The following is a 17,286-nucleotide window of genomic DNA, read 5'->3' on the forward strand; positions in this document are numbered from 1 at the left end:
TAGCTTTAGGTGATTCATTTTGATTTTGAGATATGATATACCCCCCGATGATTCCAAGGGTAAATAGTGCACATAGGAGAGAGAGTAACCACGCTTTCCTTCTTTTTTTAGTTTTAGTCCTCATTTCGTAAAATTAGAATTTAGACGGTAAATAATAATCCTATCTAAACCCCAATCTCCTTCACACTCATTTATGTTACTACACTTATTGAATTTCAATGGATTCACCTCATTTATTTATTTGCTTTTTCAAATGATAAAGGGAAAATCTCCTAATGGCTCTAATATAACATATCTATGTTATCGGAAAAATATCATAGGTTCTGAATTTTAATAATAGTAATAAAAATCATATAGGCACAAAGTTTCATTATTCCCGAAATAAATAATGAAAAAGGATCAATTTGGTATAATTAAAAGGTATTTTTGTATAGTTTGTAAATTTTATACTATTCGTATTCTATTAATAGATAATGGGTTAGTGAGCATACAACAGGGGGGATTCAAATGAGAAAGATCAAAATCATTGGCATGGGAAAATATTTGCCTGGAAAAGCGGTTCTGTCATCTGACATTGATAAAAGATTGGGACTTTCTGATGGTTGGACCGAGAAAAAGTCAGGCGTATATAAAAGATATTATGCAAATGGGGAAACAGCCTCTGAAATGGGAGCAAAGGCTGCACAACTGGCACTTGAAGATGCAGGGCTGACATTGGAGGGAATTGATTGTATTGTGTCGGCTAGTGGAACAATGGAGCAGCCAATTCCTTGTACAGCATCATTGATACACGAAAAGTTGAAGCCAAAGCGACCGATCCCAGCATTTGACATCAATTCTACTTGCTTAAGCTTTGTCACTGCATTGGATATAATGAGTTATTTGGTGGACGCAGGAAAATATCGTCATGTATTACTAGTATCCAGTGATATTGCTTCGATAGGCATCAATCCTATGCAAAAGGAGAGTTATGTTCTGTTTAGCGATGCGGCGGTTGCCTGTGTTATTCGACGATCAAGTGATGGAGAGGAATCAAAAATTCAAGCTTCCCTTATGTATACGCATAGTGAAGGTGCAAGATTCACGGAGATTAGGGGTGGTGGTACTCATCTTCATCCGAATGATCATTCTGTTAAAGAGGATTTTCTATTTGATATGGATGGGAAAGCTATTTTTCGCTTGAGCTCGAAGGTGATTAATGGTTTCCTGGATGAATTACTTGATCAAGCATCCCTTTCAACCGAGGAGATTGATTGGTTAGTACCACATCAAGCAAGTGGTATGGCGATGAGAATATTGGCTGGAAAAATAGGCTTTGAATCTAGGAAAATGGTAAATGTAATTAAGAATTATGGAAATACGATTGCGGCTTCTATTCCCTTAGCATTGCATGATGCTATCCAAAATAATCAGATTCGTAGGGGACAAAAAGTATTATTATTAGGAACATCTGCAGGATTGTCACTCGGGGGATTGATCATTGAGTATTAAAAAAGTGCTTATTACCGGTGGGCGTGCTTATAGTACGATTGAATTAGCAAGGTTATTTGAACGCTATGGAATAGAGGTCCATATAGCTGAAAGTCTAAAGCATTGCATGATTAAAAAAAGTAAAGCTGTTTCGGGATATCACTTAGTAGCTAGCCCAAAAACTCATTTGGCTCTTTATATCGAACAGTTAATCACGATTATTGAAAAAGAAGGGATTGAGCTGCTTATTCCTACATGTGAAGAGATCTTTTTTATTGCTAAGGAAAAGGAGCGCTTTCCATTATCGTGTAAGGTGTTGACCGACTCGTTTGATACTTTATTAGCTTTACATAATAAATATACGTTTATACAGAAGGCAAGGGAATTCGGTTTAAACGTTCCACAAACCTTTTTAATAGAGTCACAGGAACAATGGAATGATCAATTGAATAAGCTTGGAAATGAAAGCTATATTGCAAAGCCGGTTTTTTCTAGATTCTCTTCAAAGCTATTGTTTTTTCCTGATAATAAGGGTACCTCTGTTTCTGTAAGCGAGAAATATCCTTGGGTTATTCAAGAGCTGATTGAAGGGAAGCAGTATTGTACCTATTCATTTGTTCAACAAGGAAATATCTTGGCACATTGCACATATCCATCCATTTATAAGGTGGGTATGGGAGCAACGACTGTATTCCAATGTGAACAGGTCAAGTCGATTGAAACATGGGTGTCTGCTTTTGTAAAGAAACTAAATTTTTCGGGTCAAATTGCTTTTGATTTTATTCAAACGAAGGATGGAGAAGTGTATCCAATCGAATGTAATCCTCGTTTAACAAGCGGTATCCATTTGTTTCGTGGCACTGATATAGTTGAATGTTTTTTAGGAAGGAGACAGGAATTAGTTTTTCCAGTAAAAAATAGGACGATGATCATTTACCCAACCTGGGTACTATCGGTAATAAGCTTTATGAAAATAGCGGGGGTAAGAGAGTATTTTCGAATGTTAGTTACTTCAAAAGATGTATTGTTTGATATAAGGGATATCGGCCCCTTTTTTTATCAATTCCGCTTCCTGCTAGAATTAAACAAGATTCGTAGAAAAAGAGGAATCAGTCTAGTTGATGCAACAACATTTGATATATCGTGGGATGGTGATAATGGATGAATATATTAGTGACAGGTGGAACAGGATTTCTCGGTGAAAAGCTTGCCATTCGTTTGGGAAAGATGGGGCATCATGTAACTGCGATGGGGAGAAATCAAGCGAAAGGAAAGGAATTAGCGGGAAAAGGGATTCGCTTCATTTATAATGATTTATCAATTAAGGAATCTACGATCGAGCATTGTCAAGGAATGGATTATATTTTTCACTGTGCAGCACTTTCCGCACCATGGGGAAAATATGAGAATTTTTATGCATCGAATGTGATTGGAACGAAGAATATTATCGAAGGTGCAATGAGTGCTCGCGTGAAAAGGATGATTCATGTTTCTACCCCAAGCATTTATTTTAAAAATAAAGAGCGTTTAGACGTAAAGGAAGAGGATGCACTTCCTAAAAAATTTATTAATCATTATGCAGAAACAAAATTTTTAGCAGAGAAAGAGGTGGATGAAGCATTTAAAAAAGGCTTGCCTGTCATAACGATTCGTCCTAGAGCTATTTTTGGCCCTGGTGATACGTCTATTATTCCACGATTGATCAAAGTGAATAGAGAAGGATTTATCCCTGTCTTTAATGAAAATGTTGCGATTGATTTAACCTATGTGGAAAATGTCGTGGATGCATTGTTGCTATGCATGGATTCACCAGAAAGGACATTGGGGCAGAAATACAATATATCAAATGGCGAGAAGGTGAACCTACATCAAGTTCTTCATATGCTATTTGATGAACTTGGCGAACGCTTGAGAGTGAAGAAGATCAATGTGGCAACTGCAAATATTGCAGCAAAGCTTTTAAAATGGCACTCGCATTTATTTAAAAAAGGACAAGAACCTAAAATCACAAATTATTCCATAACTGTTTTATCTAAAAGTCAAACAATTAATATAGAAAAAGCAAAAAGAGAGCTTGGCTATATACCAAAGGTAAGTATTCAAGAAGGAATTGAATATTTTAGTCAGTGGTGGAAGGAAGAAGAACATGATTGAGCAATTTGATGTGTTAATAGGGGGTGCTTGCAAGCAGGTTGAGAAATGGACAAATCGAGAGAAGCCCTTCAAAATCATTCAGTTTCCTGCCCACTTTTTTTATATAAAGCATTCCAAAAAAGGTCATATTCTTATTGATACGGGATATAGTGATTATTTTTTTAAGGAGACAAAGACGTTTCCATATTCACTTTATCGAAAGATAACCCCGTTATCATTTTCTAATCATGAGAGTGCAAAACATCAATTAGAACGCCTTGGGGTGAAGGCATCTGATGTTCGGTATATTTTCATTACGCATTTTCACGGAGACCATATTGCTGGTTTAAAGGATTTTCCTAATGCGATATTCATTTGCTCGAAAAAAGCATATGAATCGGTCAAAAATTTAGTCGGATTGAAAGCGGTTCGGAATGGTTTTATTCCAGGTTTCTTACCTAAAGATTTCTTAGATAGAGTGAAATTTTTAGAGGAAGGACCCACCTATCAAGAGAAAGTAAAGAACTCCTGGAGATTAGCGAAACCTGGAGAGCCTGTTTTTGATGTGTTCGGAGATGGTTCCCTTCTATCAGTAGATCTCTCAGGACATGCGAACGGACAAATGGGAGTGTATCTGTCATATAGGAATCGAAAAATTTGGTTGATTGCGGATGCTGCATGGGATTCCGATGGTTATAGAAAGAATTCGATGCCTACAAGGTTGGGGAGATTAGTTCTCAATAACTACAAAGAGTTTAAACGATCTCTTCTTCATATACATGACTTTGCAAAGAAAAACCAGGATGTATGGATCGTACCATCACATTGTCGAGAGGTAGAGGATCAATGGAAAAAAATGTTCTCATAACAGGAAGCAGTAGCGGGTTTGGGATGTATAGTGCACTTGAACTAGCGAAATGTGGATATACCATTTATGCATCGATGCGAAATGTTGAAAAACAAACACAGCTGATGGAAGAAGCGGAACGTTATCAAGCACAGGAACGAATCCATATTTTGCAAATGGATATCACTGACGAAAAATCGGTGCAACAAGCTTTGGACTTTTTCAAAAAACAAAATATTCATCTACATATTTTAATAAATAATGCGGGGTATTGTGAAGGTGGATTAATAGAGGATTTACATGTGGAGGATTATATTCGTCAATTTGAGACGAATGTCTTTGGAGCCATTCGTGTCACCCAAACATTCTTGCCTTTATTGAAAAAAAGTATAGGAGCTAAAATCATCAATATTAGTAGTGTTAGCGGAATGATTGGAATGCCAGGAATGTCTGCTTACTGTTCTTCTAAATTTGCTTTAGAGGGATTTAGTGAGAGTCTCCGTTTAGAATTACGACAGGATCAGATAGATGTCTCGATTGTGCAACCTGCCTCATTTAAAACGAAAATATGGGAAAAGGGGCTGGAGAATTTTCAAATAGATAGGGAATCATCCTTGATTGGGAGTATCTACAAATATGCTAATCAATCCTATCAAAATGGAGACGATCCATTAAAGGTAGCAAAGTTAATTGTACAAATCTGTAACAGACGCCACCCTAAACTTCGGTACCCGATTGGAAAAGGTGCAAAAACATTAGATGTGTCGAAAAAAGTATTTCCTTGGAAATGGATCGAAAAAGTAGTTCATAACCGTTTAAAATAAATGTTTGAGCAAAGGAGATGCTTTTGTTGAGAATTTTATCAATATTGTTGGCATATGTAAAAACAAAGTATTTCTTGAAGTATAGGACGAGAGATCAGCTTGAGAAGTATCAGATGAAAAGGTTAGCGAAGCACTTACGTTATGTTTGTAAATATTCTACCTTTTATCAAGAGAGATTAAAAAATATTCCTCCAACAATGACAATGGATGTATTAACTACATTTCCCACCATTGACAAAGAGATAATGATGGACCATTTTGATGATCTAAATACAATGGGGATTGGTAAAGAAGAAGCATTCCGTGTTGCTTTGGAGGCAGAGAAGACAAGGGATTTCGATCCGATGATTAATGATGTAACAATTGGTCTTTCTTCTGGAACCTCTGGAAATAGAGGATTGTTTATCGTTTCTGAGAAGGAAAGAAATGCATGGGCAGGAACGATATTAGCTAAATTACTTCCTCAATCCATTCGATCTCGGGAAGTCATTGCCTTTTTCTTAAGAGCAAACAGTAATCTTTATCAATCAGTAAGTGAGGGGAGAATTCAATTTCACTTTTTTGATTTATTAGAGGAAATTAAGACCCTTATTCAAAGATTAAAGCAGCTTAATCCTACCATTCTAGTCGCTCCCCCTTCAATGATGCGTATGATAGCTGAGTATGTCGATCAAGGAGAGCTAGTTTTACAACCGAAAAAAATAATTACAGTTGCTGAAGTTTTAGATCCAATTGACAAGCACTATATTGAAAAGGTGTTTAATCAAATCATACATCAGGTCTATCAATGTACGGAGGGTTTTCTTGCTGCAACCTGTAAATACGGAACCCTGCACTTAAATGAAGATATTGTTGTCATTGAGAAAGAATGGATCGATGAGAAAAAGAAAAGATTCTCTCCGATCATTACTGATTTTGAACGCAAAGCACAGCCTATTATTCGATATCGATTAAATGATATTTTAACCATTAAAGAAGATCCATGTTTATGTGGCTCTCCACATCTAGCCATTGAACAAATTGAAGGAAGATGCGATGATATTTTTTATTTCAATACAGATGATGGTGGGTCTTTACCGATTTTCCCTGACTTTGTCCGGAGATGGATTATTACATCAGCACCTGAAGTAAGGGAATATAGAGTTATCCAATATCAAGATAGTAAATTAGAAATTCAAATGGAACCTCTTACTGAGCATATGAAAGAGCAGGTGGAAAATAGGATTCAGTCCTTCTTAAAAGAAAAAAATAGCGTAATCCCAACTATTAGTTTTAGTAAGTATCAACCAAATGAAAAGGGTAGAAAATTAAAAAGAGTAGAAAGACATGGGGCAATCTGAAACGCAATGTATCAGAAGGCTCCATTTTTTTTATTTATAAATAATTTAACCACATTAAAAACTAAAAATTTCTTTTAAATTCCCGATATAATAAGTGATTGGTTCTAATTACCTAGAAAAAGGAGGGGTTATTTTGGGGACAGCCTTACTTCTAAAAGTAAGTAATACAAAAAGTATTACCATCCATAAGGAGGAAAATCAATATAATTCCCGTTTTTGGTATGAAATTCAAGAGAAGAATGAAATCATAGAACAAGGAAAAATCGTTGATAGATTCTCAAACATCATTAAGCAGCTGAAAAATAAAATTCCTACTTTTCATAAATTGGAAATTATAGATGGCGATCAAAAACTAGTAAAGGAAATTATGGATGCTCAGCTTGGAGACCATACACATTATAATTCACAAGAACGTCTTTTAGATTTATGTAATAGGCTTTTAAAAGGAGAAGAAATATCAATAGAAAAGGAAGCAATTACATATGGTGTACATGAAGCAACGATTAAAAAATCCATCTATTTAATCAGAAACTTTTTGGAAGAATTTGATATTCATTTAAAAAATGGAATGTATAAAATAAGAAAATCTGAACTATTATCCTATTCTGAAACGATTCTTCTACTATTAAACATTTACCAAAGTAACAGTTTTAGTTATAAAGAGATAAAGTCATTAGAAAAAAAATTAGTCCAACAATTATCAGATGAAGCTCAGCTACAGTTAAGTAAATTATTTCATGATTTTGATATTTGTTGCAAAGAAACGAATGTAAAAGATCTTTTACCGAATGTTGAAGTAATTTTTCGGGCAATTGACGAAAGAAAAGGATTATCTTTTATATATAAGAGCGATAATGCTTCGTTGAAGGTTCGTCTTCTAAAACCTCATTCGATCCATTTTCATGAGGGCAGCTATTATCTTATTGGGGAAATGCTCGAAGGTGTTAATAATGGAAAAAGAAATTTCAAACTAGAGCATATACAAAATCTTCGAATTAGTAGAAAGAGCATCATGATAGATGAAATAGAAAACCCTCAATCAACAGAAATATTCATTCCATCTTCTAAACACAAAGAAATGGTCACCTTAAAAATTCAATCTGTTCTAATGGAGAGCCTACTAAGAGAATTTCCAAACTCGAAACAAATAAAAGTGGAAAATGCGTGGGCAACGTATGAAATAGAAGTAAAAGACACAGACAAAATCCTAGTGTGGATATTATCCCAAAAAGAAGTAGTGGAGATCATTGGTCCTGAAGATTTTAGAAATCAAATGAAGACTCTCTTACAGAATATGCTCAATGTATACAATGAAGGTGCATGATATTTACGGCTTTTTTGGACGTATAACTATAAAATTCCCTTTTCACAAACAAGGTTGCTATTTTAGCTAAAGTTTTACCTAAGAAAAATAGGTCGAAGAAGGACAAGTCTCTTCATTTCACTGAAAATAGCTTCACAGGAGTTAAGCGCTCTTTATAGCTAGCAGTAAGGCTTTACAAAGGCAACAACTATACGAAAACAAAATGGACATGTGGGTTTGAAAGCCCCTTGTCCGATAAAAATGTACTCCATCTATCTGCTTGGTTAAAATTGTAATGAGCCCCCCTTATAACATTTCCTCTCAATCAAGGGTAAAATCACGCATCGGCTAATCTCCTTTAAAGATGAATCTACTCCATAGCATTCAAAAAGATTCCAAATTATATATATAAATAATCATAATTAACTTAATTGTTCTATACATATAAAGGTAATGCCGGATAGTTTGCTTAATGTTTAACCTTATTTTTTTGTAAGAAAACCTTTTTAGGTAATTTTACCTATTTGAAAAACGGAGGTGTAATAGGTACTTTACACTATTTTCCTTATTTTAGCATAGGGTGAAAGGATGAGTTATTGTCTACTTTTGTCGAATATATAGAACTGTAGGTTATTTATGATTATTATGTATAAAGCATGTGTAATAAAAAATGAAAAGGGGAAAAAAGTATGAATTTATGCTCAAAATGTGGTGGGCAATTAAAAGAGAATTCCAAATTTTGTCCATCATGTGGTTCTTCTGTAGGGGGAGGAAACCAGGATTCTATGCAAGAAGCATCTGCGGCTCTTGAGGCACATATACCTCTTGATGAACCGGAAAAGCAACCTGCTAGAAAACCATTTAAAGGAAAAGTCATCGCTATTTTGGCAGCCATCTTATTGATTGGTGCGGGGACTGTTTCCGCCTTTGTATTCAAAAAATCACCTAAGGAACTTTATTTACTATCAGAATATAATTCTTTCAAAAATATGACGAAAGAAATTGATGAAAATTATGGGAACAGTATTGCCTTTCAAAAGGATATGCTAGAAAAACCATCAAGTTCAACGGTAAATATAAGTGGAAACTTTAAACTTGATGATGCGCTAATGACTCCTGAAATTGAAATGGTACAAGAAATTTTAAATGGCGTATCTATTGCAGTAAAAAGTGACCAAGATCCAAAAAAGGAAGCAGGACACCATACGCTTTCTTTAAATCTAGATAAGGAAAAGGCACTTGATGTTGAAGTTTTCCAATCAAAAGAACAGTTAGGGCTAAAAGTACCTACACTATATGATAAAGCATTCTATTTAAATACGAATGAATTTGGCGACTTTATGCGTATGAGTGATCCTTATTACAATGGTCCAGATACACTTGATCTATCCAATACTAGTTTAAAGGATATTGAATTTACGGATAGTGAAAAGAAATATTTAGCAACAAGATATGGAAAATTCCTTAATGACCAATTAAAAGATGAATATTTTACTTTAAAAAAAGGAGTAGAATATAAGTTTAAAGGGGAGACATTAAAGTTACGTCAAGTAACATTAGATATGTCACCAAAAGAAGCTACTACTGTTCTGACCAATTTATTAGATCATTTAAAGGCAGATAAAAAATTCCAAGATATGCTTGCTAAGCGCTTTGTCGAATTAACAAAAACACAAGCGATGGCTAGTGAAGTAAATGGAGAAAAGATGGATGGAGCATGGTTCAAAAAGGAAATGAATCGTGCAATTGATGATATTAAGGATGATTTAAAAGATAAAGAGGTTAAAGGTGGAATTAAGTCGGTTCTACTAATCAATGATAAAGAGCAAGTGGTTGATCGTAAAATGACAATGGGAACAGAAAAGGGAGAAGAGCCAGTTAAATTAACTATCTCCACGAAAAATGTTCCTTATGGCGATAAGAAACAATTTAAAGAGTTTCATTTACTTATGAATGATTATAATTCAAAAGAAGAAGTTTCAATTAAAGTAAATAATGATATTGATGAAAAGAAAAAAGAGCAGCGTAAAGAAAAATTGTCTGCTGAACTTTCTGTTTCAGATCCTGGAGAAGAGTCAGGGACAATTAAATTTACGATGAATTCGAATTATGACGGAAAGATGAATGAAAAGCATCAAGTAAAAAGAGATTTCAACATCGGGTTTTCAGGACCAAATTTTGTTGAAATTCCATCAGATTTTGATTTGAGTGGAACAATAAATCAAACAAATGACGTGAATATAAAGAAAAACTATCAAAAAGATGCAATGGATATTAAATTAAATGTAAAGGCAGAAGGAATGGGAGGATCCGTCTCATTAAAGGTTGATTCTGAAACAAAATTAAAAGATAGTCTAACGATTCCAAAAGCCGATCAAAATGGAATTAATATCACTAAAATCACTCCGGAACAAATGATGGATATTCAGGAAAAAGTTATGGTTAATATTCAAGGTTTAGTGGAAAGTTTGGGACTTCAAGACATGTTCACTGGACCAATGGATGATGAGTATTATCTAGAAGATGAAGAGTACTCCGGGATTTAAGTAAGCTTTTAGGGCACCATCCAATTATTGGGTGGTGCCTGAAATGTTTTTGAACCTAAATAATTTCAATAGGGGGGTGTGAGCAAGCATGGGGAAATTTACTATATTCCTATCTTTCTATGTAAAAGCTTTATTTAGTACTAAAAAAGTAATCTTTGCTATTATTTTTATTCCTATTTTATTTATTTCAGGTATTGGTTTAATTGGTAGTCAATTGTTTCAACAAGAATCCCGTGTACAACCATTTCAGGTCGCAATTGTTAACGAGGATCCTACCCTTGAAACAAAAATGGTTATTAAGCAGCTCACAGACAATGATCATTTAAATCAACTAATGGAAACGATTCAAACGAACCAAACCCATGCTGATGAGCTGCTAAATAAGAATGAAATAGCGGGAGTTATTCATATACCCAAGGGGTTTAGTGGGAATGTTGCTCATGGAGAGAATACCCCCGTTCAAGTAATTGGGAATCAAAGGCGTCCATTGCAATCACAATTAATCCACTACTTACTGAAAAGTGCGGCCGACCTTACATCTGCAGCGCAAAGTGGAATCAATACGGTCAATGATTTTATGGTAGAAAATGATTTTCCTAAAGATGTAAGAAAAAAAGAACTCCGAAAAAATATAGTAACCTATGCACTACATGTATTAGGACGTGGCCAGGTGTTTGAAGAGGTGAAAAAAGCATCATTGTTTCAGGAAGACATTCTACAATACTACGCCATTTCCTTTTTTATTTTATTATTAATGATTTGGGGATTTTGTGGTCAATTATTACTTACATCACGAATTAATCAATCGGTGAGTTTGCGATTATTGTCATACGGTATTACACCAATCCATATTATTGCAGCTAAATTTGTTGCTCTATTTCTATTGGTAATGGGTTGTTCTTTAATCATAGGAATTCCATTGATCATTTGGATGGAATTAGCACCTTGGTCGTTTGTTTTTGGATCGGTACTGATCTCATTGGTCTTTTCCTTGTTCTTCCTCATGCTAGAATCCCTTTTCCAAAGGGAAAAAGTGTTTCTACTTATGGGAGTTATTTTCATATTAGTTGGAGCCATTGTTGGTGGACATCTTATTCCGACCGCATATTATCCATCTTGGTTGGAGCAAATGAGTAGTTACTCGGTGAATGCATGGGCACTTACCTTTATGCTTGAAATTTTCCATGGGGAATGGACGTCCTCTTTGAGTCATTCATTTAAGCTTCTACTCCTATCATCCTGTGGATTTCTATTCATTTCCATTTTGCTTAATGCCAGGAAAAGGAGGTTCCTTTAAGAATGGGAATTCTAATTCAGAAAGTAAAGTATATATTTTATAAGCCATGGATGATGTTCTTCTTTCTTTTTCCTATTGCTGCTACATTTTTCTTCGGTTTTCTTTTTGAGAAACAGCAGCAAGAATTAGTTATCCCAATTGCAGTTGTGAATGAAGACCAACATAATTTTTCAAAGACAGTGGTTAAAGAATTGAAGAATGAACCAAGATTAGTTGTACGTGAGACAACAGCTAGTAATGCAGAAAAACTACTTGTACGGAATGATGTTGACAGTGTTTTTTACATAAAGAGAGATTTTCAAGAACGGTTAATGGATGAAGAATGGGAAGAAACAATTGAGCTATGGACATCCCCCACTTCTTTAGCTACAGGAGTAGTAAGGGAGCTTGTAGCAAGCAAGATAACCCGGTTGACGACCACCATTAAAGCATCAAATCGTGTAGTAAAGTTAATGGAGAAAAGGTTTGGAAAGCTTAGAGAATCGAACCAATTATGGAATGAAGCTTATGAATATACAGATAAGCAATGGGAACCAGAGCCTTTAATGACAATCGACTATAGTAATAATGGAGATAAGAAGGCTAAAGAAAGCAAAGAAAACATTGATTTTACCTCATTTTTAGGACTTTGGAGTTTTTTTACTATGCTTGCTTGTTTCTTCACTTCAGATTGGATCGTAAAGGAGCGGAAAAAGATCTTTCCACGGATCCAAACGATGAATAAAGGATTAATGGGGTATTTGCTGCAAAGCTCAGGTGCCAATCTATTTTTTCATATCATTCAATTAACTATCAGCTATTTCCTATTGGTTCACTTTCATATGATTGAGTCTAGCATAAGAATGTTTATATTGATGGTCCTTTTTATAATCTTTTGTATAGCTTTATGTTCAGGTGTAGCTAGTTTTATCTCTCATCTAGGGACATACTATATTGCTGGATTTTTCATAACCTTTTTGATAGGGATTATCGGGGGGAGCTTTTTTCCGATTGGAGACATTACTCCATCGCTTGCGACTTTATCTTATTGGATGCCGCAAAGCTTCTTTATTTTAGATTCCGCATCCGCAGTTAACTATTCCGTTTTCTTAATATTAGTGAGTGTCATCCTATGGGCGATGGCGATATGGAGGTTAAAGAAAGTCTAATGATAACTATTTCAAGAATATCAAAGCAATTTGGGAAAAAAGCGATTTTACAGGATATATCATTGGAAATTAAAAAGGGAGAGGTGTTTGGATTATTAGGTCCGAATGGGGCAGGAAAATCAACCTTGCTTTCCATTTTAGCAACTATTTCTCAGCCATCGACTGGCTCTGTGACGGTGAAACAATTAGATTTAGTTAAGCAAAAAAAACAAGCGAGGCAACTAATTGGGTATGTTCCACAAGATATTTCACTTTGGGAAGATATGACTGTCAAAGAGAACTTAGTTTTTTGGAGTAAATTTACAAAAGGTAAGGTATCAAATAAGAAATTATTTGAGATTTGTCAAACCGTTCACTTAGAGGAAAAATGGACAGAAAAGGTATCAAAGCTATCGGGTGGGATGAAGCGTAAACTAAATATTGCTGTTGCACTTATCCATGATCCTGATGTTTTATTAATGGATGAACCAACGGTTGGTATTGATCTTCAATCGAAATTGGAAATCAATCAATATATAAAGAAGCTTTCGGAAAAGGGAAAAACGATTGTTTATACGACACACGATATGAGTGAAATTCTTTTTCTTTGTGATCGGATTGGTGTGTTAAAACAAGGTAAGATCCATTTTATCGGAACCATTAATGATGCCAAAGACATGATGAAAGAACAAACTCCATTACAGACAGATGAACAAGTAATGTATCGATTATTAAATGAATAGAAAATAACCGCGTGTTATAATTTTGATAGAGTATTAATAGAAAGGGGTATCCTATTGGAAATAAAAAAGATTACACCGAAACAATTAGATGAAAAAAAGAAAAGAAATGATAAATTGTTTGTTTTAGACGTAAGAGCACAGGAAAAGTTTATAAATGATCATATAGAAGACTCTTATAATATTCCAAAAACAAGCATCTTTAATTTCGAAGAATCGGAAGATAGTATTAACGAAGTTCTTTCTAAAAGTGAAGAAATCATCGTTACTTGTACTACCGGTAACTCCGCAATGAAATGTGCAAAAATATTAGCAGAGCACGATTATAATGTACGGGTGTTAGAAGGCGGTTTGACAGCATGGAAGGAGTATCTGAAGAGGGAAAATATCTAAAATAAAAGAGGTATTGAAATGGAGTTCTATAAACGAGTAATAGTTACAATAATTCTAATTTCAATAGTGATATGTTTTGCCTTTATTTGGGGATATTTATTTAGTAAATTAGAAAAAAATTATATAAAAATGATTAGTACTAAAAAAGGTAAAAGTTTAATAGTGGGAACAACAATCATAGTCCAGTTAATAATTGTTTTAGCTATATCCTTTTTATATAAATATGATTTTATCGATACACTTTTTGTCGTAAGTTTTTTACTAATCGATATAACGTGGATATATAATTATTTTAGAAATTACTCACTTAATCAACAAGAAGTTTTAGATAAGTATTATGGTGGAGTACAGTACAATGTGACAGTATTTAAAGTAAGGTTAAGTCCTTTTTATATAGGAATATATTCATTTTGCATTTTAGGAATTTTAATAAGCTTCTTATATTATTTACCATATTTCTTATGATTAATTATTTATGAGCATTAATTTTATTAAAGAGACATTGTCCAATAGGTAAATGACTTAAAATCATCTGCCTATTGGACAACTGCTAAAGGCAGTTAGGTATACCTTAAAGGTCGTTTGAAATTTGAATTATCACCTGGAAAATCAAGAAAGAGAAAATCTGCATTTCCGTGCAGAACCAAGTGAAAAGAAAAGAGTTGCCCGGTTATTAGAAGCAATTAGATCACGCATGTATTGATATAATTATAGAGTCGTTCTTGTTTGTTACTCGTTTATTGCACCCATACTTTTTAAAAGATTCCTTGCGTCTTCATTAAGATAGCTAATAATATCTTCTCTTAGGAATAGTTTGGCTTTACTTTTTAATACTAGTTTAATTCCTCTTAAGTCAAAATTGTAAGCATATGTATTGATGGAGTTAATAACTGCCTTTTCCTGCTTTGTAAGAGGTGGGTAGCCAGATTCAAGTCTTTCTTTAACAAAGTTAAATATTTCTCGTGCATTGCTTTTCAATAAATATTTATGATCTTCTAAAATAGTTAAATTTTCCTCAATGTATCTTCGGGCAGAAAGGAAATCGAGATCTTCCGTACATTGATTGATTTTTTGTCCTAATTCCTGGATGTCCAAATAATTTCACCTTTTTCAACTTATTTTGTAAGCGTGTAAACTAAAAAACTTGGAATTTATGAAGGAGTTTCTCATTAAGATGTAGCTCTTTTTTATAACTTCATGTGAAATAACAACAAAGTAATAGAAAAGATCCTTTTTCATTAAGAAGCAATTTTCAATTATTTATAATTATAACTTAACTGATTCATCCATATAACCAAGGATTTTCCTATTTTTCTTCCAAATAAAGGGTAACGGGCACTCTTTATTTTTTATCTCCTTGCTTACTTTAAGCATCGAATATGAAACGAGATTTTATTTTCCCAGTGTGTAACGTCCATATATTTTCCCCAGAAGTAATCTTCCAACTCAACAGCCATTCAACTATTTCCCTTATTATAAGTTCAAAAAATCTGATTCAGTCATTTGAATGATCAAACTATTTCACTATTATTAGTGAATGAAATTGGTCTGTAAACGCTTGCAGGTGGAGGCTATAATTTAATTATGGATATCCGAGCTATGACTACTAGTAGTGTGGTGATAAGTATGTTAACAACTAGATCGGCTCAAATAGTAATGAAGCTATTGGAAGCGGAAAAATCACTTAGAACGAAGGATTTATCGACAGACTTGAATGTAAGTACGAGAACGATTAAATCCGATTTAGAGCAAGTTCGTCAGTGGTTCCAGCATCAAAATGTCTCCTTCTTTTCCCAGCCGAACAAAGGGTATTGGATCGAATGTGATGAAAATGAAAGAATACAGCTATATAAAACTGTGATGGAACATACCAATAGGTCTTTCTATCCCGATCAAAAACGTCGGATTGAGAAGATTCTCTATCTCTTTTTCTGTGAAAATAAAACTCCGCCTTTAAGAATAATTTATTAAGTTTAAACTTGATTAAAATGGTGCAAGCTATAAATAATTTAATTTGGGCAATAGGAAAGCAGAGCTACCGAATTTTTCGGTTTCTCGTTTAACTTTTCTGTTGTTTGTCTATAATGCTAATTTAAGTTGACTCATGGTAGGGTTCCTTATTCTGAAGCATATGATAGACAATAGTTAGCATTCGATGTCCGATGGCAACGAGTGCTTTTTTCTTTCCCCTTCTTGCAGCTAGTGACCAATATTTGATTCCTAATCTTTGATTCCGACTTCTTGAAACAGCCCACGCAGCCTCACACAATGCAGATTTAATATGAGGATTTCCTTTAACCGTTTTAGTGTTTTTTTTCCTTCCAGCACTTTCGTGATTTCCGGGCGACAATCCTGCCCATGATGCAAGATGTTTGGAGGTTGGAAATTGTCCCATATCTACTCCTATTTCCGCAATGATAACAGCTGCCGTGTCTTTCTTAATTCCCGGCATTGTAACCAGAAGCTGTACTTCCTCCTGATAGTTGGATAAAATGACGTCGATTCTTTTCTCGATATCTAATATTAATTCTTCTAAATTAACAATGTGCATCCAAGATTGCTTAATAAGAAATAGCTGGTGATCATTTAATGTTCCAAATAGTGAGTCGGTAATCAATTGCTTTTTATGGGCCATTCTTCCATGTATCTTTTGTTCGACATCTTCTTGATCGATATAACCTTCATTCATCAGTTGTTCCAATAGTTTTCGTCCTGATACTCCAAATATATCTGAAATAACTGTGCTTAATTTGATGTTTGAGGACTCTAGTACCTTTTGGATTCGGTTTTTTTCGGATGTCATGTGTCCAATCCATTTTTTTCTGAGGCGAGTCAAATCTCTCAAATTTCGAAAGTCTTCGGGAGGGACAAAACTTTTCTCTATTAAGCCATGTCTTAATAATTTAGCAATCCATTCAGCATCCGAAACATCTGTTTTCCTTCCAGGGACATTTTTAATCCTTTGAGCATTTGCCAAAGTAATATCAAAGAAATCCTCCAAGATATTGTATACAGGTTTCCAGTAGACGCCTGTACTTTCCATTGCGATGTGGGTTACTTCCTTCTCCTCAAGCCATTTAAGAAGATGAAACAGATCCTTCGTCAAAGTAGGAAATGTTTCGGTCTCCTTAATCAAGTCAGTTTCTGATTCTCCAAGAATGACACAGGCAACTATTGTTTCCGAATGAACATCTAGGCCTGCACATCGTTTGTGCAATGTTTCCATTTCACTCCACCTTCTGAAAATATTCCACAAACAGTGGAAT

At 34.4% G+C, this 17,286-nt stretch carries 15 protein-coding genes; 13 read left to right on the forward strand and 2 right to left on the reverse strand.

From position 1 onward, the window contains the following. The first annotated feature begins 507 nt into the window (after positions 1-507). The 12 genes from MHI39_RS04990 (at position 508) to MHI39_RS05045 (ending at position 14,020) form a co-directional block, all read left to right on the forward strand. On the forward strand, positions 508-1,491 hold the full coding sequence (locus MHI39_RS04990) for a beta-ketoacyl-ACP synthase III (RefSeq protein WP_342540817.1): 984 nt from the start codon (positions 508-510) through the stop codon (positions 1,489-1,491). Continuing rightward, positions 1,481-2,635, forward strand: coding sequence for an ATP-grasp domain-containing protein (locus MHI39_RS04995; RefSeq protein ID WP_342540818.1), 1,155 nt, complete (start codon positions 1,481-1,483; stop codon positions 2,633-2,635). The genes MHI39_RS04990 and MHI39_RS04995 overlap by 11 nt, the downstream gene beginning before the upstream one ends. Continuing rightward, a complete protein-coding gene (locus tag MHI39_RS05000) occupies positions 2,632-3,624 on the forward strand; it encodes an NAD-dependent epimerase/dehydratase family protein (RefSeq protein ID WP_342540819.1) in 993 nt (330 codons plus the stop codon). Before MHI39_RS04995 ends, MHI39_RS05000 begins: the two co-directional genes overlap by 4 nt. Next, positions 3,617-4,471 (forward strand): MBL fold metallo-hydrolase, encoded by an 855-nt coding sequence (locus MHI39_RS05005; protein ID WP_259549087.1) that lies wholly within the window; start codon positions 3,617-3,619, stop codon positions 4,469-4,471. Before MHI39_RS05000 ends, MHI39_RS05005 begins: the two co-directional genes overlap by 8 nt. Beyond that, positions 4,450-5,274 carry an SDR family oxidoreductase gene (locus tag MHI39_RS05010; RefSeq protein ID WP_342540820.1) on the forward strand — a complete coding sequence of 275 codons (825 nt, stop codon included), beginning with the start codon at positions 4,450-4,452 and terminating at the stop codon, positions 5,272-5,274. The genes MHI39_RS05005 and MHI39_RS05010 overlap by 22 nt, the downstream gene beginning before the upstream one ends. Before the next feature lie 26 nt (positions 5,275-5,300). Continuing rightward, a complete protein-coding gene (locus tag MHI39_RS05015; RefSeq protein ID WP_342540821.1) occupies positions 5,301-6,614 on the forward strand; it encodes a F390 synthetase-related protein in 1,314 nt (437 codons plus the stop codon). 133 nt (positions 6,615-6,747) lie between these two features. After that, positions 6,748-7,938: a WYL domain-containing protein gene (locus MHI39_RS05020; protein WP_342540822.1), complete on the forward strand. Its 1,191-nt coding sequence runs from the start codon at positions 6,748-6,750 to the stop codon at positions 7,936-7,938. Between the two features lie 668 nt (positions 7,939-8,606). Then, on the forward strand, positions 8,607-10,463 hold the full coding sequence (locus tag MHI39_RS05025; protein WP_259549090.1) for a zinc ribbon domain-containing protein: 1,857 nt from the start codon (positions 8,607-8,609) through the stop codon (positions 10,461-10,463). Positions 10,464-10,551: 88 nt separating this feature from the next. Further along, a complete protein-coding gene (locus MHI39_RS05030) occupies positions 10,552-11,760 on the forward strand; it encodes an ABC transporter permease (protein ID WP_278890441.1) in 1,209 nt (402 codons plus the stop codon). A gap of 2 nt (positions 11,761-11,762) precedes the next feature. Beyond that, on the forward strand, positions 11,763-12,908 hold the full coding sequence (locus MHI39_RS05035) for an ABC transporter permease (RefSeq protein ID WP_342540823.1): 1,146 nt from the start codon (positions 11,763-11,765) through the stop codon (positions 12,906-12,908). Then, a complete protein-coding gene (locus MHI39_RS05040) occupies positions 12,887-13,630 on the forward strand; it encodes an ABC transporter ATP-binding protein (protein WP_278890439.1) in 744 nt (247 codons plus the stop codon). The genes MHI39_RS05035 and MHI39_RS05040 overlap by 22 nt, the downstream gene beginning before the upstream one ends. Positions 13,631-13,684: 54 nt before the next feature. Beyond that, entirely contained in the window at positions 13,685-14,020 is a 336-nt protein-coding gene (locus MHI39_RS05045; protein ID WP_058003445.1) for a rhodanese-like domain-containing protein, read from the forward strand. A gap of 729 nt (positions 14,021-14,749) precedes the next feature. On the opposite strand, the gene MHI39_RS05050 is transcribed toward MHI39_RS05045, so the two are convergent. Further along, positions 14,750-15,115 carry a hypothetical protein gene (locus MHI39_RS05050; RefSeq protein WP_058003447.1) on the reverse strand — a complete coding sequence of 122 codons (366 nt, stop codon included), beginning with the start codon at positions 15,113-15,115 and terminating at the stop codon, positions 14,750-14,752. A 489-nt stretch (positions 15,116-15,604) separates the two neighbouring features. On the opposite strand from MHI39_RS05050, the gene MHI39_RS05055 reads away from it, so the two are divergent. Next, positions 15,605-15,991 (forward strand): HTH domain-containing protein, encoded by a 387-nt coding sequence (locus tag MHI39_RS05055; protein ID WP_342540824.1) that lies wholly within the window; start codon positions 15,605-15,607, stop codon positions 15,989-15,991. Between the two features lie 121 nt (positions 15,992-16,112). Here the strand turns inward: MHI39_RS05055 and MHI39_RS05060 are convergent, their stop codons facing one another. Further along, positions 16,113-17,246: an IS110 family transposase gene (locus MHI39_RS05060; RefSeq protein ID WP_259544790.1), complete on the reverse strand. Its 1,134-nt coding sequence runs from the start codon at positions 17,244-17,246 to the stop codon at positions 16,113-16,115. Between the last annotated feature and the right edge of the window lie 40 nt (positions 17,247-17,286).

The sequence above is a fragment of the Heyndrickxia sp. FSL K6-6286 genome, from assembly GCF_038630395.1.
In the GTDB taxonomy this organism is placed as follows: domain Bacteria; phylum Bacillota; class Bacilli; order Bacillales; family Bacillaceae_C; genus Heyndrickxia; species Heyndrickxia oleronia.